General features: G+C 58.1%; 23 protein-coding genes. 13 read left to right on the plus strand and 10 right to left on the minus strand.

Translation table 11 applies throughout. The features are described 5' to 3' along the window. Nucleotides 1–2 precede the first annotated feature (2 nt). Genes hpaD through ACNA0J_RS18580 form a run of 6 tightly spaced genes read left to right on the plus strand, consistent with a single transcriptional unit; the run spans nt 3 to nt 5,077 of the window. Nucleotides 3–866, plus strand: coding sequence for a 3,4-dihydroxyphenylacetate 2,3-dioxygenase (gene hpaD, locus ACNA0J_RS18555; protein ID WP_415820331.1), 864 nt, complete (start codon nt 3–5; stop codon nt 864–866). Nucleotide 867: 1 nt separating this feature from the next. Next, nucleotides 868–1,305, plus strand: coding sequence for a 5-carboxymethyl-2-hydroxymuconate isomerase (locus ACNA0J_RS18560; RefSeq protein ID WP_415820332.1), 438 nt, complete (start codon nt 868–870; stop codon nt 1,303–1,305). Then, nucleotides 1,305–2,120, plus strand: a complete 816-nt coding sequence (gene hpaH / locus ACNA0J_RS18565) for a 2-oxo-hept-4-ene-1,7-dioate hydratase (protein ID WP_415820392.1) — start codon at nt 1,305–1,307, stop codon at nt 2,118–2,120. Before ACNA0J_RS18560 ends, hpaH begins: the two co-directional genes overlap by 1 nt. 8 nt (nt 2,121–2,128) lie before the next feature. After that, nucleotides 2,129–2,929: a 4-hydroxy-2-oxoheptanedioate aldolase gene (hpaI, locus tag ACNA0J_RS18570; RefSeq protein ID WP_415820333.1), complete on the plus strand. Its 801-nt coding sequence runs from the start codon at nt 2,129–2,131 to the stop codon at nt 2,927–2,929. 4 nt (nt 2,930–2,933) lie between these two features. Further along, entirely contained in the window at nt 2,934–4,064 is a 1,131-nt protein-coding gene (locus tag ACNA0J_RS18575; RefSeq protein ID WP_415820334.1) for an alpha-hydroxy acid oxidase, read from the plus strand. A 47-nt stretch (nt 4,065–4,111) separates the two neighbouring features. After that, nucleotides 4,112–5,077, plus strand: a complete 966-nt coding sequence (locus ACNA0J_RS18580) for a Bug family tripartite tricarboxylate transporter substrate binding protein (RefSeq protein WP_415820335.1) — start codon at nt 4,112–4,114, stop codon at nt 5,075–5,077. A gap of 141 nt (nt 5,078–5,218) precedes the next feature. Here the strand turns inward: ACNA0J_RS18580 and ACNA0J_RS18585 are convergent, their stop codons facing one another. Both ACNA0J_RS18585 and ACNA0J_RS18590 read right to left on the minus strand, forming a co-directional pair. After that, the gene (locus tag ACNA0J_RS18585) at nt 5,219–6,574 is read right to left on the minus strand and encodes an MFS transporter (RefSeq protein WP_415820336.1); all 1,356 of its coding nucleotides are present in this window, start codon (nt 6,572–6,574) and stop codon (nt 5,219–5,221) included. A 176-nt stretch (nt 6,575–6,750) separates the two neighbouring features. After that, nucleotides 6,751–7,686: a LysR family transcriptional regulator gene (locus tag ACNA0J_RS18590; RefSeq protein ID WP_415820337.1), complete on the minus strand. Its 936-nt coding sequence runs from the start codon at nt 7,684–7,686 to the stop codon at nt 6,751–6,753. 227 nt (nt 7,687–7,913) lie between these two features. On the opposite strand from ACNA0J_RS18590, the gene hisC reads away from it, so the two are divergent. From hisC to ACNA0J_RS18610, 4 genes are read left to right on the plus strand one after another with little or no spacing between them, the layout of a single operon-like run. Beyond that, nucleotides 7,914–9,023: a histidinol-phosphate transaminase gene (hisC, locus tag ACNA0J_RS18595; RefSeq protein ID WP_415820338.1), complete on the plus strand. Its 1,110-nt coding sequence runs from the start codon at nt 7,914–7,916 to the stop codon at nt 9,021–9,023. Beyond that, a complete protein-coding gene (locus ACNA0J_RS18600; RefSeq protein ID WP_415820339.1) occupies nt 9,016–10,341 on the plus strand; it encodes an FAD-binding oxidoreductase in 1,326 nt (441 codons plus the stop codon). The genes hisC and ACNA0J_RS18600 overlap by 8 nt, the downstream gene beginning before the upstream one ends. Before the next feature lie 55 nt (nt 10,342–10,396). Beyond that, complete coding sequence (locus tag ACNA0J_RS18605; RefSeq protein WP_415820340.1) at nt 10,397–12,073, plus strand: thiamine pyrophosphate-dependent enzyme; 1,677 nt, start codon at nt 10,397–10,399, stop codon at nt 12,071–12,073. After that, nucleotides 12,073–13,488 carry an aldehyde dehydrogenase family protein gene (locus ACNA0J_RS18610; protein ID WP_415820341.1) on the plus strand — a complete coding sequence of 472 codons (1,416 nt, stop codon included), beginning with the start codon at nt 12,073–12,075 and terminating at the stop codon, nt 13,486–13,488. Before ACNA0J_RS18605 ends, ACNA0J_RS18610 begins: the two co-directional genes overlap by 1 nt. Nucleotides 13,489–13,491: 3 nt before the next feature. Here the strand turns inward: ACNA0J_RS18610 and ACNA0J_RS18615 are convergent, their stop codons facing one another. From ACNA0J_RS18615 to ACNA0J_RS18645, 7 genes are all read right to left on the minus strand, one after another. Next, complete coding sequence (locus tag ACNA0J_RS18615; RefSeq protein ID WP_415820342.1) at nt 13,492–14,286, minus strand: SDR family NAD(P)-dependent oxidoreductase; 795 nt, start codon at nt 14,284–14,286, stop codon at nt 13,492–13,494. A gap of 41 nt (nt 14,287–14,327) precedes the next feature. Next, nucleotides 14,328–14,834, minus strand: coding sequence for a 2,4'-dihydroxyacetophenone dioxygenase family protein (locus tag ACNA0J_RS18620; RefSeq protein ID WP_415820343.1), 507 nt, complete (start codon nt 14,832–14,834; stop codon nt 14,328–14,330). A gap of 24 nt (nt 14,835–14,858) precedes the next feature. Next, nucleotides 14,859–15,881 carry a LacI family DNA-binding transcriptional regulator gene (locus tag ACNA0J_RS18625; protein WP_415820344.1) on the minus strand — a complete coding sequence of 341 codons (1,023 nt, stop codon included), beginning with the start codon at nt 15,879–15,881 and terminating at the stop codon, nt 14,859–14,861. A gap of 61 nt (nt 15,882–15,942) precedes the next feature. Continuing rightward, entirely contained in the window at nt 15,943–16,473 is a 531-nt protein-coding gene (locus tag ACNA0J_RS18630) for a VOC family protein (protein WP_415820345.1), read from the minus strand. Between the two features lie 10 nt (nt 16,474–16,483). Next, on the minus strand, nt 16,484–17,248 hold the full coding sequence (locus tag ACNA0J_RS18635; protein WP_415820346.1) for an SDR family NAD(P)-dependent oxidoreductase: 765 nt from the start codon (nt 17,246–17,248) through the stop codon (nt 16,484–16,486). Nucleotides 17,249–17,295: 47 nt separating this feature from the next. Continuing rightward, nucleotides 17,296–18,252, minus strand: coding sequence for a Bug family tripartite tricarboxylate transporter substrate binding protein (locus ACNA0J_RS18640; protein ID WP_415820347.1), 957 nt, complete (start codon nt 18,250–18,252; stop codon nt 17,296–17,298). A 110-nt stretch (nt 18,253–18,362) separates the two neighbouring features. Further along, a complete protein-coding gene (locus tag ACNA0J_RS18645; protein ID WP_415820348.1) occupies nt 18,363–18,803 on the minus strand; it encodes an ester cyclase in 441 nt (146 codons plus the stop codon). Between the two features lie 220 nt (nt 18,804–19,023). Between ACNA0J_RS18645 and ACNA0J_RS18650 the strand changes: the two genes are divergently transcribed. Then, entirely contained in the window at nt 19,024–19,962 is a 939-nt protein-coding gene (locus ACNA0J_RS18650) for an alpha/beta fold hydrolase (RefSeq protein WP_415820349.1), read from the plus strand. 129 nt (nt 19,963–20,091) lie between these two features. Here the strand turns inward: ACNA0J_RS18650 and ACNA0J_RS18655 are convergent, their stop codons facing one another. Continuing rightward, a complete protein-coding gene (locus ACNA0J_RS18655; RefSeq protein ID WP_415820350.1) occupies nt 20,092–20,787 on the minus strand; it encodes an NUDIX hydrolase in 696 nt (231 codons plus the stop codon). Between the two features lie 152 nt (nt 20,788–20,939). Here ACNA0J_RS18655 and ACNA0J_RS18660 point away from each other — a divergent pair, with 152 nt between their 5' ends. Continuing rightward, a complete protein-coding gene (locus ACNA0J_RS18660; protein ID WP_415820351.1) occupies nt 20,940–21,797 on the plus strand; it encodes a cysteine hydrolase family protein in 858 nt (285 codons plus the stop codon). A 30-nt stretch (nt 21,798–21,827) separates the two neighbouring features. Next, on the plus strand, nt 21,828–23,027 hold the full coding sequence (gene pncB / locus ACNA0J_RS18665; RefSeq protein WP_415820352.1) for a nicotinate phosphoribosyltransferase: 1,200 nt from the start codon (nt 21,828–21,830) through the stop codon (nt 23,025–23,027). Nucleotides 23,028–23,030: the final 3 nt, after the last annotated feature.

Here is a 23,030-nt window from a genome sequence, read left to right on the forward strand (position 1 = left end):
CGATGGGAAAGCTAGCCCTGGCCGCCAAGATCACACACGTGCCCTCGATGTATCTGAGTGAATTGGATGGCCCGAACAAAGGATGCCGCCAGGCCGCCATTGACGGCCATATCGAAATAGGCCGACGCTGCCGTGAGCTGGGTGTAGATACGATTGTCGTGTTCGACGTGCACTGGTTGGTGAACAGCGAATACCACATCAATTGCGCACCCCGTTTTTCCGGCTGCTATACCAGCAACGAGCTGCCGCATTTCATCAAGAATCTCTCGTATGAGTATCCCGGGAATCCTGAGTTGGGTCATTTGATCGCGGATGTTGCTAACGAGCAGGGGATTGCCACACGTGCGCATAGCGACACCACGTTGGAAATGGAATACGGCACGCTGGTCCCGATGCGCTACATGAACCAGGACCAGCATTTCAAGGTCGTGAGCATCTCCGGGTGGTGCGTGTGGCATGACCTGCCCACGAGCGTGCGCTTTGGGCGTGCGGTGCGTCAAGCGATAGAAGAACGCTACGACGGCACGGTCGCCATTCTGGCCAGCGGCTCGCTCAGCCATCATTTCGCCGAGAACGGCACCGCGCCAGAGTATATGCATAAGGTCTGGGATCCGTTTCTGGAACAGGTCGATCGCCGTGTCGTCGAGTTGTGGGAACGCGGCGATTGGCAGACCTTTTGCCCCATGCTGAATCTGTACAACGAGAAATGCTGGGGCGAGGGCGGCATGCACGATACCGCCATGCTGCTGGGCGCGCTCGGATGGACGGACTATAGGGCGCCTGCCGAGGTCGTGACGCCGTACTTCGGCAGCTCGGGCACAGGGCAGATCAATGCGATCTTTCCCGTAACGCCGCTAGGAGGCTGAGATGCCGCATTTGGTGATGCTTTATTCCGGCAACCTGGAACGTGAGCTGGACATGAGCGCGGTATGCCGCGCTCTGGCGGGCGCGATGCGCGAGGTAAAGGATGATGCTGGAAAGCCCGTTTTTCCAATAGGCGGAATCCGTGTGCTGGCGTACCCGGCGGCGTATCACGCGATCGCCGATGCCGGTGAGGCGGGCCGCGCGGCGGGTGAGTCAGGCGAGTATGGCTTTGTCTATCTCAATTTGCGTATGGGACGCGGCCGTACACCGGAAACCATCGAACACGCCGGACAGGCGATCACTGCGGTGGCCAAGGAACAACTGAGTCCGTTGATGGCGAGAGGCAGAGTCGGGCTGACGTTTCAGATAGATGTCGGGCCGGAGGTATTCGACGCCAAGTTCGGAAACCTGCACCCGCTGTTTCAACAAGGAGGCAAATGATGTTGAGCGATACCCTGATTCAATCGCTGGCCGAATCGCTGCACGAATCGGAAAAAAGCCGGGTGCAAGTTGAGCATTTCTCCAAACGCTATCCGGAGATGACCCTGGAAGACGGCTATCGGATCAGCCGCGCCTGGGTCGCGTTGCAGCAGGCAGAGGGACGCAAAGTCATCGGCCACAAGATTGGCTTGACCTCGCGCGCGATGCAGCAGGCGAGCCAGATCGATGAGCCGGACTTCGGCACCTTGCTGGACAGCATGCTTTTTACGTGTCAGCCGGGACGTGTACTGGATCTGCCCATGGACCAGTTCATTGCGCCACGGGTCGAGGTCGAGTTGGCGTTTGTGTTGAAACATCCTCTGGCTGGGCCTGATGTCACGCTCGAGGACGTTTTGTACAACACGGACTACATCACGCCGGCCATCGAGATCATCGATGCCCGCATAGAGCAGCTCGATCGTCACACGAAGGTAATGCGCAAGGTGTTCGACACGATCAGCGACAACGCTGCGAATGCCGGTGTCGTCATTGGCGGCAAGCGCGTCAAACCCGGGGCGGTGGATCTACCTTGGTGTGGCGCGGTGTTGCGGCAAAACGGGGTGGTGGAAGAAACGGGTCTGGCCGCAGGCGTTCAAGGCCATCCCGCCGTTGGCGTGGCATGGTTGGCAAACAAGCTCGCACCATGGGGCGAGCGCCTGGAGCCCGGGCAGATCGTGCTTGCCGGCTCCTTTACTCGTCCGGTGGCCGCGCGTCGCGGAGATGAATTCGAGGCCGATTACGGCGCGCTCGGCAAACTGCAGTTCCGCTTTGTGTGAGGGATGGCATGGATATCGCGCGTAATACTTTCAAGGAAGCCATCCGCGAGGGAAAGCTGCAGATAGGCTTGTGGGTAGGGTTGGCGGATGCCTATGCGGCCGAGGCACTCGCCGGGACCGGATTTGATTGGCTGTTGATCGACGGGGAACATGCGCCCAACGATGTGCGTCAGGTGCTCGCTCAGTTGCAGGCGGTTGCCCCTTATCCCGTACATCCTATCGTCCGTCCGGTGATTGGCGATGTTCCGCTGATCAAGCAGATATTGGATGTCGGGACGCAGACCTTGTTGATTCCGGTGATCGAATCCGCAGAGCAGGCCGCGCAAATGGTGGCGGCTACCCGGTATCCGCCACGAGGCATTCGGGGCGTAGGCAGCGCATTGGCCCGGTCCTCGCGTTGGAACCAGATTCCCGAGTATCTGCACAAAGCGGACGAGCAGATGTGCGTACTGCTGCAGGTCGAAACCCGGGCTGGACTGGATGCATTGGACGAGATCGCGGCAGTGGACGGTGTCGATGGCGTGTTTTTCGGACCGGCGGATTTGTCGGCTTCTCTGGGACATCTGGGGCAGCCGAATCATCCCGACGTGCAAAACGCCATTGTCGAAGGGATCAAGCGAGTGCGAGCAGCCGGTAAAGCGGCGGGCATTCTGTGTGCCGATACCGAGTTGGCCAAGCGCTATATCGAAGCCGGCGCGGTGTTTGTGGCTGTAGGAGTTGATACGACGCTGTTGGTAAAGGCCGCGCGACAGCTAGTAGGTGAGTTCAAGGGTGTTGCGCCCGTTAGTACATCTCAATCGGTGTACTGAGCAGATGAGGACGTTTGTAAACACGGAGGACTATCGTCGAGAGGCGTCCCGTCGCCTGCCAAGGATCGCCTTTGATTATCTGGATCCCGGCGCAGAGGATGAGATCACGTGCCGGATGAACCGGGAACAGCTGGCAGCGATTCAGTTTCAACCCAGAGTACTGAGAGGAACGTCGCTGGGCGAGATCGATTTGTCGGTGGAAACCTTCGGGAAAGCGTCGAGACTGCCTCTGGTGATTGGCCCTACTGGTTTTGCCGGGTTGTTCTGGCCCAACGCGGATCTGGGACTGGCAGACTGTGCGGCCGCAGCAGGAATCCCATTTGTGCTGTCGACGGCATCGACGATGTCTATCGAGGACGTTGCGAGACGCAGCAACCCAGCTGGCAGTCGGTGGTTTCAACTCTATTTGCTCAAGGACCAGGCCGCGACGGCGGCGATGCTGCAGCGCGCCTGGGACGCCGACTATGAGGCGATCGTCCTGACAGTCGATACGCCTTGCGCGGGAAAACGCGAGGCGAGCATTCGAGGGGGAGCTCGTCTGCCATTGCACTTGGACGCACGCAAGATCCTGGATTTCGCAAGACATCCGCTATGGACGATCCAGATGCTTCTGAACGGCGAACCCCATTTGGCGAATTTTCCGTATTCGCGAAAAACGCCCTTCATCATGGAAGAGCATCTGAAACGAGGAATCGGCTGGGACGATATGGCCTGGTTGCGCAAGAACTGGGATCGGCCGTTGATCGTTAAGGGTATCCAGTGCGTGGAGGATGCGCTGCTGGCGCGGGACATGGGTGCCGACGCCATCGTGGTGTCGAATCATGGCGGTAGGCAGCTGGATGGCGCGCAGAGCCCGATGCGGATACTGGCGGAAATCGTGCGCGCGGTGGGGTCCACCGTAAAGGTCATGATCGATAGTGGCTTTCGCCGCGGCAGCGAGGCCGTGAAAGCGTTGGCCATGGGCGCGCACTGTGTCTGGCTGGGGCGCGCCACGTTATACGGTATCGCCGCGCGCGGGCCGGCAGGCGCGGCGGATGTTCTCAAGATTTTTGAAGATGAAATGCGCAGGGCGATGACTTTGCTTGGCGCAAACAAAATCAAAGAACTCGATGGGTCTTTGATCAAGGGCGCGTGAGCGTCGATTCTAAAAATCAGTAGTCACAACAACACGGAGACAAGATCGTGAAAATTAAAGTGTGTATTCATGCGGTGATAGGAATGTCGTTGCTCTGTAGCGCAGGCGTGGCCAGTGCACAGGCTTACCCGAACAAGCCCATCACATTGATTGCCCCCTTTGCGCCGGGTGCCTCCGCGGATGGCGTGGCGAGGCTGATCGCGCGGCAACTGTCGCAGTCCCTGGGGCAGACCGTGATCGTGGAGAATCGCGCAGGCGCAGGCGGAACAACCGGCCTGATCGCCCTGGCGCATGCAAAGCCGGATGGCTATACCCTGGGTATTGGCGCGACCGGCGCGATTTCCGTCAATCGGCATTTGCCGGATGCTGCTCCTCTGAACCCCGATACGCAATTGAGTGCGGTGTCGAAAGTGGCGGATATCCCTCTGGTGTTGGTCGCCAGCGGGAAATCTGGCCTGAAAAGTCTGAAAGAGGTGATCACTGCTTCGCATCAACCCGGCGGATTGAGCTATGGCACATCAGGCCAGTTCACATCGCATCATTTGGCGGGCGAACTCTTCGCCTCACAGGCCAAAGCAGATATGGTGTCCGTCGCATATCGAGGCAGCGCACCTGCATTGACGGATGTAATGGCCGGACAGATACCGCTGGCTATTGTGGATTTGACGTCTGCCATCGGTGCGATCAAGGCCGGCAAAGTAACGGCGTTGGCCGTGACGGGTGCCCGCCGTGCGTTAGACGCACCCACGGTTCCCACGATTGCCGAATCGGGATTTCCGGAATATTCCGCAGGCGGATGGCTGGGTGTGTTCGCCCCGGCCAAGACACCTGACGACATCGTGAATAAAGTGTCATCACAACTAAAAACGATATTGGCCGACCCCAAAGTCAAATCTGAGTTTTCAACGTTGGCTGTAGAACCGGCCTACCTTGGTCCCAAGGAGTTCTCCGCTTATATCAATGAGGAGACTCAAAAGTGGGGCGGCGTGGTCAAGGCCGTAGGAGCCATGTGACGCACACTAAACAAGGATCAGAAGGTGCGTTGCCCGAGGTGAAGTGAAATAGCTTTTTTTTGAACGATATACATGAAAATGCCCCGGTTCCGTATGGTCCCGGGGCATTCTTTTGAGGCCGTGTATGTGATCGGCGGGGTTTTAAGTTGATGTGATGGTCATGTGATTGTCAGTAGCGGCATTTGCGCTTTGTGTCGTCGGGTGTGAGCCTGCGGCATTCTTGTCTGCAGCATTGTCGCGCCGCGTCAGCAATACTAGCAATGCGATGGCAAAGAAGAAAAACGAATAGTGCGCAGGAGCAAATTTGCTGCCGGTCACCTGTTGGATATAAGTAACGAAGAACAGCGAGAATCCGCCAAAGATCGTAGCGGCCACGTTGTAGGAAATCGACAGCCCCGTGGCGCGGACCTGGGGAGGAAACATCTCCGACAAATAGGTGGGACTGGGTGCATAGGCTGCAGCAATCAACACCGCGAACCAGAGTTCGACGAGCAAAAGTGGAACAAACCGCGGATTGTCCAGGATATAGCTATATGCCGGATAGATCGTGATGACAAACAAGAGCAGCGACCAGACCATGATGCTCTTGCGGCTGCGTCGATCGCACAACAGACCAAATAGCGGGATCAGCACCATCCGCAGGGCCACGGCGATAAACAAGGCGAGAAAGGCATCCTCCTGGCTCATGCCCAGCGTTTGTTTGGCATAGAGCGGCAGATAGGTGATGATCACATAAGACATGACATTGATGGCGGCGCTGAGAGCGGTCGCGCCGAACAGATCCGTCAGATGTTGATTCCACAGCACGTTGAACGGAACGTGTTGTTTCTTGGTCTGGACGAATTCGTCGGCCTCGTGAAGATGGCGCCGGATGTACAGGCCCACAGGCCCGATCAACAGACCCAGGAAAAATGGCAGGCGCCATGCCCAGGCATCGACCTCGGCCTGGCTGTAGAACTGAAATAGCAGCGCGCCGACGATCGTCGACAGCAAAGCACCGGAAGCTTGTGCAAACATCTGCCAGCTGCCGTAAAAACCCCTGCGATGCGCCGGGGCGCATTCGATCAGGTATGACGTTGCCGTGCCGAATTCACCGCCGGCGGAAAAGCCTTGAATCAATCGAGCACAAGCGACCAGCAATGTCGCCCAGATCCCGGCCTGGGCGTAGGTCGGCGCAAATGCGATCATGGCCGTGGAAATGAACATCAGGCCGATGACCAGCATCATGGCAGGCTTACGACCCACGCGGTCCGCGTAGATTCCCAGCAGGATCGCGCCCAGCGGGCGGGCCACGAATCCGATGCCGACGCTCAACGTAGTGAGCAGAATCGCCGCCTTGGGGTCGTCTTGGGGAAAGAAATTACGGCTCAAGGCAGCGGCGAGAAAGCCGTAGACGATAAAGTCATACCACTCGAGCGCATTGCCTATCGTGGCAGAGAGAATCACTTTCCACGGTTTCTGTTTGTTCACCGTTGAGGTCGTTGCGTGGATATGCATGTTTGTCCCTAAATTAGAATTTTCTTGACGAATAATCGCCGTCGCAAATTCTGGATTTTGGGCACTCAGAGCGTCAATCGCGTCACAGTGATCGCGATGAGAATTTGGAATACTGGAGACGGTGTACCGCGTAGCTGCTGGCCAAACCTGGCCGGCAAAAGAGATGATCCGTGGCCTTATGTGCGCTGGCTATTGCGCGCTGCGTCAATCCTCACAAAGGACGAAATCATGGCACTCAACCGTTGGGCCTCCCGGCTGAGTTTGCGGCCTGATTTGTAGACAAGCGCGACTTTGTACTTGGCGGCGGGCTCATTGAGTTTGATCGCCTTGAGTTTGCCTTTGACGAGCGGATGTTGCAGTACAACACCCGGCAACCGGGCGAGATAATCGGAATTCAACAATAGCGATACCGCATCAAACAGCGACGACGAATAAGCAGCGACCTTGGGGCGGCCAATATTGAAGTTGTCGAACAGTTCGACCAGACTCGCGTCGCCGGTTTTCTCGTCCGGCGCGCCGCCCACGACAATCCAATCGTAGGCCGTCAATGCGCTGACGCCGACCACGTCGTTCAGCGGATGGCCCGCTCTGGCCAGGATCACGGGTTCGCCGTCATACAGGGGCTCGACGTGAATGTCGTCTGACAGTTCGGGTGATGATGAGGGTGGGATACGAATCAGCGCCAATTCGATACGGTTATCGCGCAGCTGCACGAGCAGGTCGCTGGTGATCGAATGCGTGATGTGGAGCGCGACATTGGGATTGCTGCGCCGAAAATCGCTGAAGACCGTGGGGGCCAGCCTGAGCGCGGGGTCAATGGATACGCCCACATTGATAGTGGGACGCAGCCGTTCGCTGGTTTGCAACAGCCAGGCCGACGCCCGGTCAGCCTCCAGCACCACGGCGCGGGCCATGGGGGCAAAGGCTTCCCCCTCGGGCGTGAGTTGCAGACCCTTGGCGTCGCGCCTGACAAGGATGGCCGAATAGTCGTCTTCCAACTTGGCCACGCTCTTGGTCAGCCCCCCTTGAGAAACGTTCAGTGATCGTGCCGCCGCGCGAAATCCGCCGTGTTCTATCACGGCGAGAAAGTCGCGAAGTTGCTGCAGTGTCATGGCCACGCCAATCATCCTTTAGAGAGGGAGCGATAGCGCGATCATACGACGTCCAAGGCGATTGCCGTTAGGAATCACGATAGCCGAGTTGCCGTTGACGTGGGCGGCCGCAGATCGGGAAGATGCCATACCGGTCGCCGTATTCCATTCACCCGATAAGCTCGATGTTCAGGAGCAGGGCATCGAGGAATCCGGCTTTACTCTCCGAATAATAATGGTGTCGTTACATGTCATATGCTCCGAATGTTCCCGATCATATTGCCGGCCTGAAGGCCTACGTACCGGGTCTGCCGATCGAGGACCTGGCCAGACGCTTGGCCATGCCGGTCGAGAAAATCGCCAAGCTCGCCTCAAACGAAAACCCATTGGGTGCCAGCGAGCTGGCATTGGCGGCCATGCGGGAAGCGGCCATAGACCCGTCGCTGTATCCGGATAATGACTGCACCTTGCTACTCGATGCATTGAGCGAGGCGCTGAATGTCGCGCCAGGCCAGATTGTGATTGGTGCTGGTTCAGAGAGCGTGCTTGGCATTGCGGCGGCAGCCTTTCTTTCTGCCGAGCGGTCAGCGGTTTACACGCAATACTCATTCCAGGCATTCGTGAATGCTGTCCAGCGCGTTGGCGCAGAGGCCATCGAGGTGCCGTCGCCGAATTTCACTGTTTCGACATCGGCGCTCCTGGACGCGATTCGTCCCAATACGTCGATGATCTATTTGGCGAACCCGGGCAATCCTACTGGGACTAGACTGCCACAGCAAGAAATCGCCGATTTTATGGCTCGAGTACCGGCGCAGATTGTTGTCGTGTTGGACGAGGCGTACTTTGAATACGTGCCTCAGGACGATGGGCCGACCTCGCTCGAATTGGTAGAGCGGTATCCCAATCTCATCGTTACCCGCACCTTTTCAAAGGCTTATGGCTTGGCAGGGCTGCGGGTCGGCTACGGCGTTGCCCAACCAGCAGTAATCGCCATGCTGCGCCGTCTGCGCGCGCCTTTCTCGGTGACCGCGATGGCGCAAGCCGCTGCCATTGCCGCACTATCAGATACCGAATTTCTGGACCGGACCGTCAGCGTTAACGAGCTCGGGCTCAAGCAACTGTATGCCGGCTTTGACGAGCTGGGACTGCGGTATGTGCGATCGTTCGCCAATTTTGTCCTGGTAGACGTGGGCAATGGCGCTGCGATGGCCAAACAACTGGAACAGCATGGATTGATCGTCCGGCCGGTGGGGGGATATGGCTTGCCTGCGTGGCTGAGAACTTCCGTCGGGTCCGAGCAGAACAATGAACGGTTGTTGCGCGCGTTGCAGGTGGAGGTCAGCCTAGTCCATGATTGACGAACGATATCTCCATGATTGGAGCGGTACGCGATATGGGCAGCCGCTATCGCTGGAAAAACCCGGCAGCGTGACGAGCCTGGCGCAATGGCTGAAGCGTTGCAACGAAGACGGGTCCCCCGTTGCGTTGCAAGGCGGCCGCACAGGCGTGTCTGGTGGCGCTGCGCCGGGCGATGGTGAGCACATCCTCTCTCTCGAAAACCTGCGCGAGGTGATCAGCTTTGACCGTCAGGCGGGAGTGATCGTCGTGGAGTCGGGAATGATCCTCGCCGACGTACAAGCGCTGGTGGAGGAGGAGGGCTGGACCCTGCCTCTGGATCTGGGGTCCCGGGGATCCTGTCAGATAGGCGGCAATGCGGCCACAAATGCAGGCGGTTGCAGGGTCATCAAGTACGGCAACATGCGCAATATGGTGCTGGGCGTCGAGGCCGTATTGGCTGATGGCTCGGTCATCGGGCCTCCGAACGTATTGGTGAAGAACAATGCCGGCTACTCGTTGACGCAGTTGCTTGTCGGCAGCGAAGGCACGCTAGGAGTCATCACGAAAGTCGCGCTCCGATTGGTCCCTACGCCACCTGTACGGCTGGCTGCGTTATTGGCGGTCGCGCCTCAGATTGGCGTAGATGAGTTGCTGCGTTGTTGCCGGGTCGGGTTTGGCGAGTCGTTGTCCGCATTCGAGGTCATGTGGCCCGAGTACGTCGAGGCGGCATTGTCCGAAAAGGCAGACGTTCGGCGTTTGCCAGAAGGATTCGATGGCATGCGTGCTGTATTGATCGAAGTCGAGGGTCAATCAGAGACCGCGATCGGCGCACAGCTAGAGGAAGTGCTCTCACAGCTCTACGACAAAAATATCGTTCGTGACATCGTCCTGCCCAGTTCGATCAAGGACGGACAGGCATTGTGGGCGATTCGCGAGTCGGTGGGAGAAATTCAACGAGATATCCGCCCCTATGCAGGATTTGACCTGGGCATGCCGGCAAGCCAATACGATGCGTTCGTCACAGCGGCGCGCAGCAATCTGGAATCAACGGGCCTGCCCATCAAGTCGTATTTCTTTGGCCATGCAGGAGACGGCAATCTCCATGCGGTCATCGGACCGTGCCCGACAGATGACGTTCGGGCATGCGTAGAGGCAGCGTTATATGACCTGTTGCCGGCCTACACCACCACCGTGACAGCGGAGCATGGGGTGGGCCGCAAGAAAAAATCCATGCTTGGCCGCGCCCGTACCCAGGCCGACATCGGCGCAATGATCGCAATCAAACGCGCGCTGGATCCCAAGAACATCCTTAATCCCGGAAGAATTTTTGATCTCTAGGCCGTGTGGGCCTGGTCGAGACAATTCATCGCTAGCAAGCAGGAGCAATTAGATAATGACAATGACAGGTGGACAGGCGTTGGCCGGCAGTTTGATTGAGCACGGCGTAAAAGATCTTTTCCTGATTCCCGGAATCCAATTGGACTGGGCCGTGGACGCACTGCGTCAGCGCGCCTCGGAGATCAATCTATTCGTGCCCAGGCATGAGCAGACGACCACATACATGGCGGATGGCTACTACCGCGCCTCGGGAAAAATCGGCACCGCGATGGTGGTGCCTGGGCCCGGCGCATTGAATACGGGCGCGGGATTGGCAACTGCCTACGCATCCAATTCGAAAGTCCTGTTTGTTACGCCTCAGATCCACTCTGAAGGCGTTGGCAAGGGGTATGGGCTGCTCCATGAAATCAAGGACCAGACAGGTTTCGTGGCTGGACTGACGAAATGGAATACGGTGGTTGAATCAGCCGATCGTATCTCCGTGACGTTCGATGAAGCCTTCGCCCAGTTGGAATCGGGCCGCCCGCGTCCCGTCGGCGTAGAGGTGCCACATGATTATCTGCATACCACGGTGGATCAGAGCCATACCGGCAAGGCGGCGGTAACCGACAAGACAGCCAGGCCCGTCGATGCAAAATTGCTGGACGCCGCCGCGACGTTGATCAATTCGGCGAAATTTCCGATCATCTATGCGGGCGGCGGAGTCAGCAACCCAGAGGGCGGAAAAGCGCTGCAGGCGTTGGCAGAGAGGATCGGCGCGCCCGTGGTGGCCAGCGATAACGGACGCGGCGCGCTCAGCGACAGGCACCCGCTGGCGATGAACTCTCTGGCGGGCCGCGCGGTCTTTCAGCACGCGGACGTCGTGCTGGTCGTCGGCAGCCGTTTTATCGACGCCATGACGCCTACCGCCTCCTGGCCTGCTGGCGATGGTGTGCGGTATGTCTATATCAATATCGATCCCGCCGACGTTACTGCTCCCAGAGTGCCGGACATCGCTTTGATTGCCGATGCCGTCGACGTGTTGCCGCAGCTCGCCGAACGGCTCAAGCCCAGGCAGTCCATCAAGGAAACCGACGCCCTGTCAGTCAAGCGTTGGGCACAGGATCAGATCAATGCGATCACGCCCCAGGCACAGTATGTACATGCCCTCAGAGAGGCGATGCCTGATGATGCGATCTTTGTGAATGAATTGACCCAGATCGGCTACCTGGCACGAATTGCGTTTCCTGTATATGAGCCTCGTACTTATATCGGTCCCGGCTATCAGGGCACCTTGGGTTACGGATTCCCTGTCGCGCTTGGCGCAGCGGTGGGGGGAGGCGGGCGCAGGGTGGTCTCCATTACTGGAGATGGCGGCTTCGGTTGGAACCTGCAAGAGCTGGCCACAGCGAAGCGCTACAACCTGCCCGTGACGCTGATCGTGTTCAACGACGGGCACTACGGGAATGTTCGCGCTATCCAGCGTCGAACGTTCGATGCGGAAGTCGCCGTCGAATTGGCCAATCCCGATTTCGGTTTGTTGGCAAAGGCGTTTGGCGTGAATTTTGAGCAAGTCGATACGCCCGACGCATTGCGGTCTGTGGTTCAGCAATCGATGACCGCACAAGGCCCCGTCATGGTCGAGGTCAAAATCGGCGTGGTGCCCAGCCCATGGCACTTGCTGCGCCTGCAGCCGATGAAAGGCATGGCAGGGCCAGCAGCACCCGCTAATCCACTTGATGGAGTCTTTTGATGCGCTACGAACAGTTTTATCTGGGGGGGCGTTTTGAGGCTTGCACAGGAGCGGCCGCGTTGCCTGTGTGCAATCCGTCCACAGAGGCCATTACTGCACATGTCCAATCTTGCTCCGCGCAGGATCTGGATCGTGCCATACAGTGTGCAGCCGATGCGCTACCGCAGTGGTCTCGTTCCACACTCGACGAGCGGCGTGCCGCACTACAGAAGCTGGCTGCCGCATTGCAACAGCGGTCATCCGACGTGGTGGACAGTTTGGCTCGTGAAATGGGTTGCCCGGTCTGGTTGGGTGAGATGATGCAATTACCTATGGCGATGAAGGGCCTGGAATTCGCTCGCGACGCTTTGGACCAGGTCGTATGGCAGGAGCGTGTAGGCAATGGGTTGGTAGAGCGCATTCCTGTCGGCGTGATCGCTGCCATTACGCCGTGGAATTTCCCGGTGCATCAGATTGTTGCCAAGGTCGCCGCCGCGAGCGCGGCGGGCTGCACTGTCGTGTTGAAGCCGAGCGAGCTCGCGCCCGGTGCGGCGTGGGCGTTCATTCAAGCGTGCCACGATGCCGGCTTGCCACCGGGTGTGGTGAACTTGGTGTGGGGTGATGCGAATATCGGCAGACAACTGGTCATTCATCCGCAGGTCGATCAGATCAGCTTTACCGGCAGCACCGCCGTGGGACGCGCCGTCTCGGTCGATGCGGCCAATGCGTTCAAACGCGTCACGCTGGAGCTGGGGGGCAAGTCGGCAGCGGTTTTGCTGCCCGATGCGGATCTGGACAAGGCCATTCCCGTGGCCCTGCGCATGGCGGTCGCCAACTCGGGCCAAGCCTGTGTCAGTCAATCCCGCCTGATCGTGCCCCGCGAGAGCCTCGGTCAGATTGAAGAACGTCTGACCGGGTTGCTAGGCGACTGGTCCATCGGTGACCCGCTTGATCCGGCTACCCGATTAGGTCCCGTGGCGAACCAGCGGCAATTCATTCGTATTAATCGTTTGGTCGAGCAGGCCCTGGATCAAGGCGCCAGACGGGTCGCCGGTGGGACGGGCAGGGCAGCGGGCTTTACAAAGGGTTGGTTCTGCCCCGTGACCATCCTGTCGGATATCGATCCGGATTTCACGATTGCGCAGGAGGAAGTCTTTGGCCCGGTACTCGCGGTCATGCCCTATGATTCGGAGTCGCAGGCATTAACGTTTGCCAACGCCACGCGTTACGGGCTGTCTGGCGCCGTATGGTCCTCGGATCAGGATCGTGCCACGCGTTTTGCCCGTGAAATGATCACGGGACAAGTCATCATCAATGGCGCACCCCAGAATCTGGCCACGCCGTTTGGTGGCAGGCGTGATTCTGGGTTGGGACGCGAAAACGGCCGGTTCGGGGTGGAGGAATGTTTGACGTATCGTTCGCTGCACGGTGCTTGATGTTTATAGACTCGACCCGCCGTCCACCACTAACAGCGTTCCCGTGACGTAGGCGGCTTCGTCAGAGGCCAGGAATAACGCAGCATTTGCGATGTCCCAAGGCGTCCCTTGGCGGCCCATGGGGCATCGCGAATCCCGGAATTCATGGCCTTTCGCGGCCTCTGCCTCACTGGCGTAGAGCGCGTCAGCGTGTGGCGTCCGTATCATGCCTGGGACGATGCAATTACAGCGGATCTGTTCATTGGCATATTGCCGGGCAATGACGCGCGTCATGTGGTTGAGCCCCGCTTTCGCCGTACTATAGGACAGAAATTGCATTGGGCTCCACTTCAGGCTGGCCGTAGAAGAGACGTTGATGATCGAGCCGCCTGCACGCTGACGCATATACGGTACAACGGCGCGGGACATGGCCATTGTGCCGCGCAGATTGACGGCCATCACCTGATCCCATTCTTCGTCTTTGACAGCGAGCAGATCGCCCTGAATCTCTATTCCTACATTATTGTGCAGAACGTCGATGCCGCCGTGACGGCCTGCGATATTCCTCACGACCTCGTCGATCTGCGGGGTGTCAGTGACGTCGAGTGCCAGCGCAACAGCTTCGCCGCCTTCTGCACGAATCATGTCAGCCGTTTCTTGGGCAGCATCCAGCGATCTGTCCGTACAGATCACTTTGGCGCCTTCTCGGGAGAATCGTATGGCACAGGCTGCGCCGTTGCCCACCTGATCAGCCGTGGTAAAGGATTTCTTTAGCGTTCCTGCGCCTGACACCAGGGCGATCTTGCCTGCTAGTCTCATTTCTTGTCTCAACGTGTTTGGGACTGCGGGATGCGCATTCATTAATCGCGCGTGAATTCAGCACCGCCCTTTGGCCTGATATAGCGGGGAATAGGCAGACCAGCTTTTTCTGCGGCAGCGAGAATGGAGTCTTCAATCGCGCCGGCATCCCGGATATTGGCAAACTCGTTATCGACGAAATTGATATTGGCACCGAACACCACCATGAAACCCTCTGCGTGCTCTGTTGCGTCTTCGGGCACTGCGAACGTGTGCACGGACCCACCGGGCTCATAGAGATAGCTGCCCGCCGTCTGCGGATCATTTGGATACTCGAGGTAGTTCCATTGACCCTTCGTGGTAAAGAAATGAACCACGCCAGTATGGAAATGCGTGGGCAGCCGAGTGCCTGGAGCGAACTTGCCATAGAGCACCCAGACACCGTTTTCCCGGTCGAGAAACAGCGGAATGATGGATGAACCGGGTGCGGCACCTGGCAACTCGACGCCGTCAGCAATATTGACGCTCAGCAGACGATCCTGATGGGTGATGGTGTTGGGTAATGCCATGACTGCTCCTTGGTGAAAAATGAATCAACTAGGCGGTGCGGCGGGGGCGCATGATTCGCGCAGTATCAATTGCGTTTTGATGGCAATGCGGTCGCTGGAGGCGGCGGGCAACTGCCGGTCCAGATGCTTGAGAACCAACTGTGCTGCGCAGGTCCCCATGACTTCCAGATCCCAGCTCAGCGATGTGATGGTGGGGCTGAAAAGTTGAGACAGGTCGGTGTCCCCGATGCTGATGACGCTGACGTCTTGCGGAACTGAGTAGCCGGTATGGCGGATGGCCTGGAGGACCCCTGAGAGAATCCGCGTGCCGAGACAAAGGAATGCAGTGGGACGCTCGGCCTGCGACAGCAGGGACATCGCTTCGGCAAAGGCGAACTGCATGGCAGAGCGCTCGGCTCGAATCAAGGCCGGGTCGGGCGTCAGGCCTCGGGCCTCGAATGCCTTGCGGAATCCCGCAATCCGTTCTTTACCCGTTCGGAGTTCTGTGCCAGGCGTCAGCAGGGCAATCCGGGTGTGTCCCAGATTCAATAAATACTGTGTGGCCTGAAAGGCGCCGGCATTATGGTCTACCAGGACGCCGACCGAGCCGGCCGCAAAATCACGATCCAGGGCGACGACGGGCAGATCCTGAGTCAGTTTTTCAATGAGCTCGGCTGATTCTCTCTCGCAGGGCCCCAGAATCAAGGCATCGACACGTCTGCCGCGGAAAATCTCGATCAGTGATTCTTCCCGCTTGCGTTCATTGTGTGTGCTGGCAACGAGCAAGGAATATCCCTCTGCCTGCAAGGCAGCCTCGGCGGCGGTAATGATCCGCGCATAGAGAGGGTTGGCCAAATCGGACACGAGCAAACCAATGACACCGGACGAGCGGGTGCGCAGGCTGCGTGCGACGACGTCCGGCTTGTAGTCCAGCTCACGCACGGCTTGGTTGACCGCGGCGATGGCGGCATCGCTCACGCGGCCTGTACGATTGAGTGCGCGTGAGGCCGTGCCTAGGGAAACGCCGGCTTTTTTCGCGACATCGCGGATAGTGATACGGTCTTTCATGTTCGCATTTGCCCGTGCCAAAATTGGCTAACATACACTGTCTTCAGGCCTGTGACATACCTTATGACCGTTGGCGAATGGGGGCCGAACCATCCCAGCCCTCGCTCGCTTTCCTGATCTCATCGAAATATTCGCCTTTGCCGCCTTTCATCTCCGAGATCTCGATCATGCCGCTGGGCAGGTCCGGATGAACGAAATAGGCGAAACGGCCTCTTGTTCCCATTTGTCCGCCATGGCCCTCCACGTAGCCGTGCTGCAGCAGCCTGGCGGTAAAGGCATCAAACTCATTCAGCGTCCAGTACGCGATGTGCTGCGCGCATTCGCCTGCCTGCTTGAGCGAGTCCATATACAGTGAAGGCGCATCGTCACGTTGCTGGATGAGTTCGATTTGCAGGTCGCCGGAGTTAGCCAGTGCGATGGACAGCCGGGGCGGTTGAGAGGCTTTGCCGTAGTATCGAAACTCCGTCGTCCCGACCTCTTCTTTGTAGAACCAGGGGCCAACACCGAGCACATCCGACCAATGCTTCATGGCTTTTTCGATGTCTCGCACCACGTAGCCGACCTGGCGTGCGCTTTTGAAGAAAATACTCATATCAGTCTCTTTAATTCATGTGGGCGCCGCCGTTGATATCCAACGTCGTGCCGGTGACATAACTGCTCAGGTCGCTCGCCAGGAACAGACAGCCTCCGGCGATTTCGTGGGGGCGTCCCGCTCGTTGTAATGGCCAAATCTGAGCGGCCTGATCTTTGCTCTCGTCGGATCGACCGGTACGGGAAAAGTCCGTCGTAATGAGCCCTGGAGCGATCGCATTGGCGCGGATGTTGTGGGCGCCGAACTCTCTGGCCATGGCTCTTGTCAACCCTTGCACACCGGCTTTGGCAGCGCAATAGTGTGCGCCGCCAAAAACACCGCCGCCATTCTGTGCGGATAAAGAGGAGATGCTGACAATGCTGCCAGCGGATCTCTCGATCATGATCGCCACGGTGGCTTTGCTGAGGTTGAAAACACCCTTGAGGTTGACGCGGATGAGGCGGTCAAAGTCGTCATCAGCGATGTCTTGGAAGACGGTTTTTTGTGTGATGGCCGCATTGTTCACCAAGATATCGATGCAGCCAGCCGACCATGTTCGGACACTATTGACCGCTCGTGCGCATTGTTCAGGATCGCCAACGTCGCACGTCAATGGCAATAGGCTGGACTCATCTGCGCCCAGGTCGTGCGCGCATTCTCTGATCGCATCTTCATTCAGATCGAGTATGGCGACCCGTGCGCCATGCTCCAGGAACAGGCGTGCGGTGGCTTTGCCAATTCCTTTGGGATGCGATGCGCCGGAGATAATTGCGACACGGCCTTCGAGCAGTTTCATAAGCGTTGGGTAACGAGAACTAGGGAAAGGAGTGAGGGTCCGCCGGTTTATTGCGGTTTGATTCCGGCCTCTTTGGCCACAGCGCGCCAGGCCTCGATGTCTGCCGCATTGGCTTTTTCGTGTTTGGGCCCGGATATATAGTTCGCGGTGATTCCCAGGCCAAGGAGTTTCTGGACAACGTCCGGCTCTTTCAGAACCTTTTCCAATGTCGAGGAAAGCCGCTGGACGACGGGGGCAGGGGTGCCGGCGGGGACATACATTGCCCAGTTCAAATCCCGGTCGAAATCAATCCCCTGTTCCTTGTAGCTGGGTACGTCCGGTGTGCTCGGGGATCGCTTGGTACAGACTGCCAGGGCCTTTACCTTGTGCTGCGTGACCATGGGCGTGGCCGTAGCCATGTCGACAAAGCCCAGATCTATATGACCGCCGATCACGTCGGTCATGACTTGCGTGGTTCCTTTATAGGGCACATGCGTGAGTTTGACGTTGCCTTTCTGCGCCATGACCTCGCCGCAGAAATGGCCTGTCGAGCCGACTCCCCAGCTCGCATATTGCACGGGTTCTTTCCTGGAGTCCGCGAGCTTGCGCAGCTCGGCAACGTTGTTGGCGGGGAAGTCGTTGTTGGCGATGACGATGATCGCCGAGTTTCCGATCGCGCCTAATGAGGTAAAGCTCTTGATGGGGTCATAAGGCAGATTCTGGTAGACCAATGGGGACAGCACATGTGTGGTCATTCCGCCGATGGTGATGGTGTAACCGTCAGGTGCGGATCTGGCCACAGTCGCTATCCCGATGGTTCCGCCCGCCCCGGGCTTGTTTTCCACAATGACGGGTTGCTTGAGTTCGGCGGCGAATCGTTCGGCGAGAATGCGCCCCAGCGTATCTCCGCCTCCACCGGCGGAGAACGGCAAGAGCATACGAATCGGACGATCGGGGTAGTCGGCATGTACGGCGCCGGATATGAACAAGCCCGCCATCATGACAGCGGCAGATAGTTTCTTCATTTTTTTTGTCTCCTGATAGGTCGTTTTTCCGTGCGCTCGTTGAGGCCCGTTTATGTCATGCTCGATAAGTGATAGGCGACGCCGCCTCCTTTGACAGCGTCGGATGAGCTTTACAGCAGCCCTAGCGAACGCAGCTTTGCGTTCTGACAGCTATAGGGACGTTCGCAAATGATTCTGTCGGAATCTGGCGCAAATTCGAATGTGGCTGCCATGCGGACGCGAAAGGTGCGTCCCGTCGGCTCGTACGTTTTGCCGTCTACGGAGAAGGGGCCTTGGTGGGTTCCCGTAAGCCAGAACTCAACCAGGACTGTGTCGGTTCCCTCGGCTGCGGCAACCGCGATGATCTCGTTTTTCAGATCTGGAAAGGCGGCACGGGAGGAGTGAAAGTAGCCCATCACCTGATCGACGCCGTCAAACGTTGCGCCGCTTGAGTGCATTTCGTATCGGGGGTGCTCGAAGGTGTCGATGACCTTATCCCATTCCTGTACGCATTCGAGCGCCATGTGATCGATCACGGTTTGTACACGGGCCGCCTGAAGTGCCTGATTCATTGTCTGCCTTTGATTGATATGGTGGAAACGTTTCCACAAATTATCGCGGCGTTTTTATTGGTGTAAAACTAGGGATAACCATAATTTTGCGGAAACGATTTTATAAATGGGATTCAGAGGCAGCCTAGTGATGACGCAGGAGGGTAGTGGGGGATATGACGGGAGGACTGCGATATACCTGAGATAAGATGTCTGCTCCCCCAAACGGTCAGGAGTCTCCATGCTGGAACCCAGATTCGATTACGTCACCTGCGCCAGTCCCGCGGGATTGCATCGCATGGCTTACACGGAATGGGGGGATCCCGATAATGATCGCGTTTTGCTCTGCGTACACGGATTGACCCGTACGGGCCGGGACTTTGATTCCCTGGCTCGGAGAATGGCAGGCGATTTCCGGGTGGTCTGCCCGGACGTGGTGGGGCGGGGCCGTTCTGACTGGTTGCCCACGCCTGCGCTCTATAGCGTGCCGCAGTACGTGTCGGACATGGTGACCTTGATCGCGAGGCTACGGCCCGCCTCGTTGTTGTGGGTGGGAACGTCGATGGGGGGCTTGATCGGGTTGGGCTTGGCCGGCATTGCCACCTTTGCCCGCATGATGCATGCCGTGCAGCCGCGTCCCGAGGCATGGCCGGCCGATCAGGATATTCGCTTTGATCGGATGGTGTTAAACGACGTAGGGCCGAGGTTGAGTCCCGAGGCCTTGGGCCGCATCGGTCAATATGTCGGCCAGCCTGTCGAGTTCGAGTCTTTTGCTCAGGCGGTGCACGCCGTGCGCGAGGTGTCAGCGACGTTTGGGCCGCATACGGACGCGCAATGGGAAGACCTGACGCGTAACGTGTATGTCCAGCGCGGCGATAAATGGGTCAAACACTACGATCTGAATCTGGCTGTGCCTCTGGCGTCGCAGGCAGCCGAGGCGTATTCCACGGGAGAGCAGTTACTGTGGAACGCCTATGATTCCCTGGATTGTCCTGTTCTGATTGTGCGAGGCGCTGAATCGGATTTGCTGAGCGAAGTGACTGCCCAGGAGATGCTGGCGCGCAACGCCCGGGCTAGCCTGGTCACTGTAGCGGGCGTGGGGCATGCGCCGACGCTCATGGACGATGCGCAGATCGATCCTGTGGCGAGTTTCTTGCGCGGACAGCCGGTATCGTCGTGATAGGTGGCGCGCCGGCGTTTACCGAGGTAAACGCGATGCAACGGTGTTGCCGCAGTTGAAATGATGTGGCGGTATTCCTTCGGTACACGCGACGTGGGGGCCGTTCCTTGGGTGAAAGCAGCATGAGACTTATTTGGGCAACAGCGACGGCTCCAGCGTCGCGAGCACATCATCACACCTGGCGCGATACAGCCGTGCGGGCCGGTGACCCTCGGTCTTTGTCCGGCCCGTTTCCTCCAGCGCGTTCATTTCCTGAATTCTGCGGATGAATCCGCGGGGCTCCAGCGTGCCCCCCAGCAGTTGTTCATATACCGCTCGCAGTTCCGAAATCGTGAATTCGGCAGGCATTAGATGGATAGGCAGCGCCGAATAACTGGTCTTGGATTGCACGCGCTCGACGGCGCAACGCAAGATCGAGGAATGATCAAAGGGCAGTGTGCGCTTTGCGACCTCGTTGACGGGTTCCCATCGGAATTTATCGCTGCCCTGAGGCGCGATGTGCGGCGCCACCAATGCGTAATAGACGATGGATGCAGACCAGCCACGCGGATCGCGCGCCGCGCCCGTGAACGTGGCGAGTTGCTCGAGATAGGGACTTTGTACGCCGGCCTTTTCCTGCAGGACCCGCATCGCAGTGTGTTGAGCGTCGTGATCGGTCTGAGGACGCACAAATCCCCCCGGCAGGGCCCATGCCTGGAAAAAGGGCTCTTGCGGATTGTCACGCCGGACCAGGCCGACCTGAAGGTAGCGATCCAGTAACGTCAGCAGTACGACATCGACGGTCAGGATCGGAGTAGGGTGTGATGTGGGAGAAAGATCGCTCATAGCCAGGCCAGAATGGGATGTCAGGATATTAACGGCGAAAACGCGGTATGTCACATATTTCTACATGAATAGGCCTACATAACTTATGGCAAATATGCCGTAAGTATGTATAATTTGATCAACCTATCCAGATGCCTTTGTGGAGAACCGTCGTGAGCCAGCAGATTCACCTTTTGATCATTGATCCTCAGAACGATTTTTGCGATTTGCCGGCCAGTGCGCGGCCGCAGGTGCAGGGGATAGCGGCGTCGCCCGCTTTGCCGGTGTCTGGTGGCGACCAGGACATGAAACGGTTGGCTGATTTTGTGACCCGGATGGGGGCGCGTCTGCGCGACATTACGATCACGCTGGACTCTCACCCTCATGTCGCGATCGAGCGCACGACATTCTGGAAAGACCGCGACGGACAGCCAGTTGCACCCTTTACCCTGATCTCGGCGGATCGGGTCGCGGCAGGGGATTTCGTGCCGGCCAGTCAAGCGGATCTGGTGTTGCGGCAATTGCGCGCATTGGAGCATGCCGGCCGTTATCAGTTGGTGGTGTGGCCGGTGCATTGCGTGACGGGCACGTGGGGGCACAACATTCACGCCGATGTCGCCAATGCGTTGGCGAGGTGGGAATTGCAGTCTCACAGCACGCCGCGCAAGGTACTGAAGGGTGAATACCCGTGGAGCGAGCATTACGGCGCATTCGAGGCCGAGGTTCCTCTGGATGACGTGCCATCGACGCAATTCAATACCCCACTGGCTCAGCGAGTCACCGAGGAGGTCGATCTGCTCTTGGTGGCAGGCCTGGCGTCCAGCCACTGCGTGGCGGCGAGCGTCGATCAGTTATTGGGCGCGTTGCCGAGGTTGTCGCTCAAGGCAGGTTTTCAAGTCGCGCTGCTGACGGATTGCATGAGCCCTGTCGGCGGATTTGAGGCCCAGGCCGAGCAGTTTTTGCAGCGCGCGAGCGCGGCCGGCGTCCAGCTGCTGACGGCTCAACAGGTAATGGATGCGTGCATACGCTGATCGTCCAACAGTTCATTAGAGAGAATCACGATGTCCCAACACTTTCGTCCCGTCATTCAATCATTGTTGGAAACCGATCTGTACAAGTTCTCGATGCTGCAGGCATTGCTGCACAAGTACCCGACCAACACGGCGCAGTACCGGTTCGTGTGCCGCAATCAGCCGGCTTTTCCGCTGGCCGAGTTGGCCGATGATGTGAATCAGCAGCTGGACTATTTGTGCACCTTGCGCTTTTCTCCCGACGAATTGAAATACCTGGCCACGCGCAGTTATTTCAAACCCGACTTTATCGAATACCTGCGCATGTTCCAGCTGCACCGCCCGTTTATCGAGGCGCGTGCCGAGGGAGACCAACTCTCGATCATCGCCCGTGGGCCGCAGGTGCATGTCATGTTGTTCGAGATTTACGTGCTGGCGATCGTGAACGAATTGTACTTTCGCCGATTGGAAATCGAGGACCTGTCGGAAGGGCGCGCGCGGCTGCGCGACAAGGTGACGCAACTGCGGGACGCTTTGACGGATCTGAAGCTGCGGCATCCTTTTGAGTTTTTTGATTTTGGCCTGCGGCGCCGTTTCAGCGGTGCCTGGCAAGAAGAGGTCGTAGCGACCTTGGCTGCCGAATTGCCAGCCTATTTCCGTGGCACATCCAACGTGTATTTGGCCAAGAAATTCGATCTGGTGCCGATCGGCACGATGGCGCACGAGTATTTGCAGACGTTTCAGGCGGTCGGTGTGCAATTGCGTTTGTCGCAAAAGGCTGCGCTGGAGGCCTGGGTGCAGGAATATCGTGGCGACCTGGGTATTGCGCTGACGGACGTGATCGGCATGGATGCGTTCCTGGCGGATTTCGACCTGTATTTCGCCAAGCTGTTCGATGGCCTGCGTCATGATTCGGGCGACCCTGTAGTATGGGGGGAAAAGGCTTTGGCACACTACAAATCGCTGCGTATTGATGCCCATGCCAAACGCCTGACGTTTTCCGATGGGCTGGATGTGCCAAAGATGTTGTCGCTGTACGCGCATTTTGGCGATCGTTGCCAATTGGGCTTTGGGATTGGCACGAACCTGACGAATGACGTGGGGGCGACGCCTTTGAATATCGTCATGAAGTTGGTGAGTTGCAATGACCAGCCTGTGGCCAAATTAGCGGACTCGCCGGGGAAAACCTTGTGCGATGACGAGACCTTCCTCGCGTATCTGCGTCAGGTATTTAATCGCACGGCGGATTGAGCG

Source organism: Bordetella tumbae, assembly GCF_965139195.1.
Taxonomy (GTDB): domain Bacteria; phylum Pseudomonadota; class Gammaproteobacteria; order Burkholderiales; family Burkholderiaceae_B; genus Bordetella_A; species Bordetella_A tumbae.

Bases quoted from the DNA above. Each gene is read 5' to 3' on its own strand.
- hisC (WP_415820338.1), top strand. From the start codon at position 7,914: ATGTCATATGCTCCGAATGTTCCCGATCATATTGCCGGCCTGAAGGCC.
- ACNA0J_RS18590 (WP_415820337.1), bottom strand. From the start codon at position 7,686: ATGACACTGCAGCAACTTCGCGACTTTCTCGCCGTGATAGAACACGGC.
- hpaH (WP_415820392.1), top strand. From the start codon at position 1,305: ATGTTGAGCGATACCCTGATTCAATCGCTGGCCGAATCGCTGCACGAA.
- ACNA0J_RS18630 (WP_415820345.1), bottom strand. From the start codon at position 16,473: ATGAGTATTTTCTTCAAAAGCGCACGCCAGGTCGGCTACGTGGTGCGA.
- ACNA0J_RS18635 (WP_415820346.1), bottom strand. From the start codon at position 17,248: ATGAAACTGCTCGAAGGCCGTGTCGCAATTATCTCCGGCGCATCGCAT.
- ACNA0J_RS18605 (WP_415820340.1), top strand. From the start codon at position 10,397: ATGACAATGACAGGTGGACAGGCGTTGGCCGGCAGTTTGATTGAGCAC.
- ACNA0J_RS18615 (WP_415820342.1), bottom strand. From the start codon at position 14,286: ATGAGACTAGCAGGCAAGATCGCCCTGGTGTCAGGCGCAGGAACGCTA.
- ACNA0J_RS18575 (WP_415820334.1), top strand. From the start codon at position 2,934: ATGAGGACGTTTGTAAACACGGAGGACTATCGTCGAGAGGCGTCCCGT.
- pncB (WP_415820352.1), top strand. From the start codon at position 21,828: ATGTCCCAACACTTTCGTCCCGTCATTCAATCATTGTTGGAAACCGAT.
- ACNA0J_RS18585 (WP_415820336.1), bottom strand. From the start codon at position 6,574: ATGCATATCCACGCAACGACCTCAACGGTGAACAAACAGAAACCGTGG.
- ACNA0J_RS18645 (WP_415820348.1), bottom strand. From the start codon at position 18,803: ATGAATCAGGCACTTCAGGCGGCCCGTGTACAAACCGTGATCGATCAC.
- ACNA0J_RS18600 (WP_415820339.1), top strand. From the start codon at position 9,016: ATGATTGACGAACGATATCTCCATGATTGGAGCGGTACGCGATATGGG.
- ACNA0J_RS18620 (WP_415820343.1), bottom strand. From the start codon at position 14,834: ATGGCATTACCCAACACCATCACCCATCAGGATCGTCTGCTGAGCGTC.
- ACNA0J_RS18650 (WP_415820349.1), top strand. From the start codon at position 19,024: ATGCTGGAACCCAGATTCGATTACGTCACCTGCGCCAGTCCCGCGGGA.
- ACNA0J_RS18560 (WP_415820332.1), top strand. From the start codon at position 868: ATGCCGCATTTGGTGATGCTTTATTCCGGCAACCTGGAACGTGAGCTG.
- ACNA0J_RS18610 (WP_415820341.1), top strand. From the start codon at position 12,073: ATGCGCTACGAACAGTTTTATCTGGGGGGGCGTTTTGAGGCTTGCACA.
- ACNA0J_RS18640 (WP_415820347.1), bottom strand. From the start codon at position 18,252: ATGAAGAAACTATCTGCCGCTGTCATGATGGCGGGCTTGTTCATATCC.
- ACNA0J_RS18625 (WP_415820344.1), bottom strand. From the start codon at position 15,881: ATGAAAGACCGTATCACTATCCGCGATGTCGCGAAAAAAGCCGGCGTT.
- ACNA0J_RS18655 (WP_415820350.1), bottom strand. From the start codon at position 20,787: ATGAGCGATCTTTCTCCCACATCACACCCTACTCCGATCCTGACCGTC.
- hpaI (WP_415820333.1), top strand. From the start codon at position 2,129: ATGGATATCGCGCGTAATACTTTCAAGGAAGCCATCCGCGAGGGAAAG.
- hpaD (WP_415820331.1), top strand. From the start codon at position 3: ATGGGAAAGCTAGCCCTGGCCGCCAAGATCACACACGTGCCCTCGATG.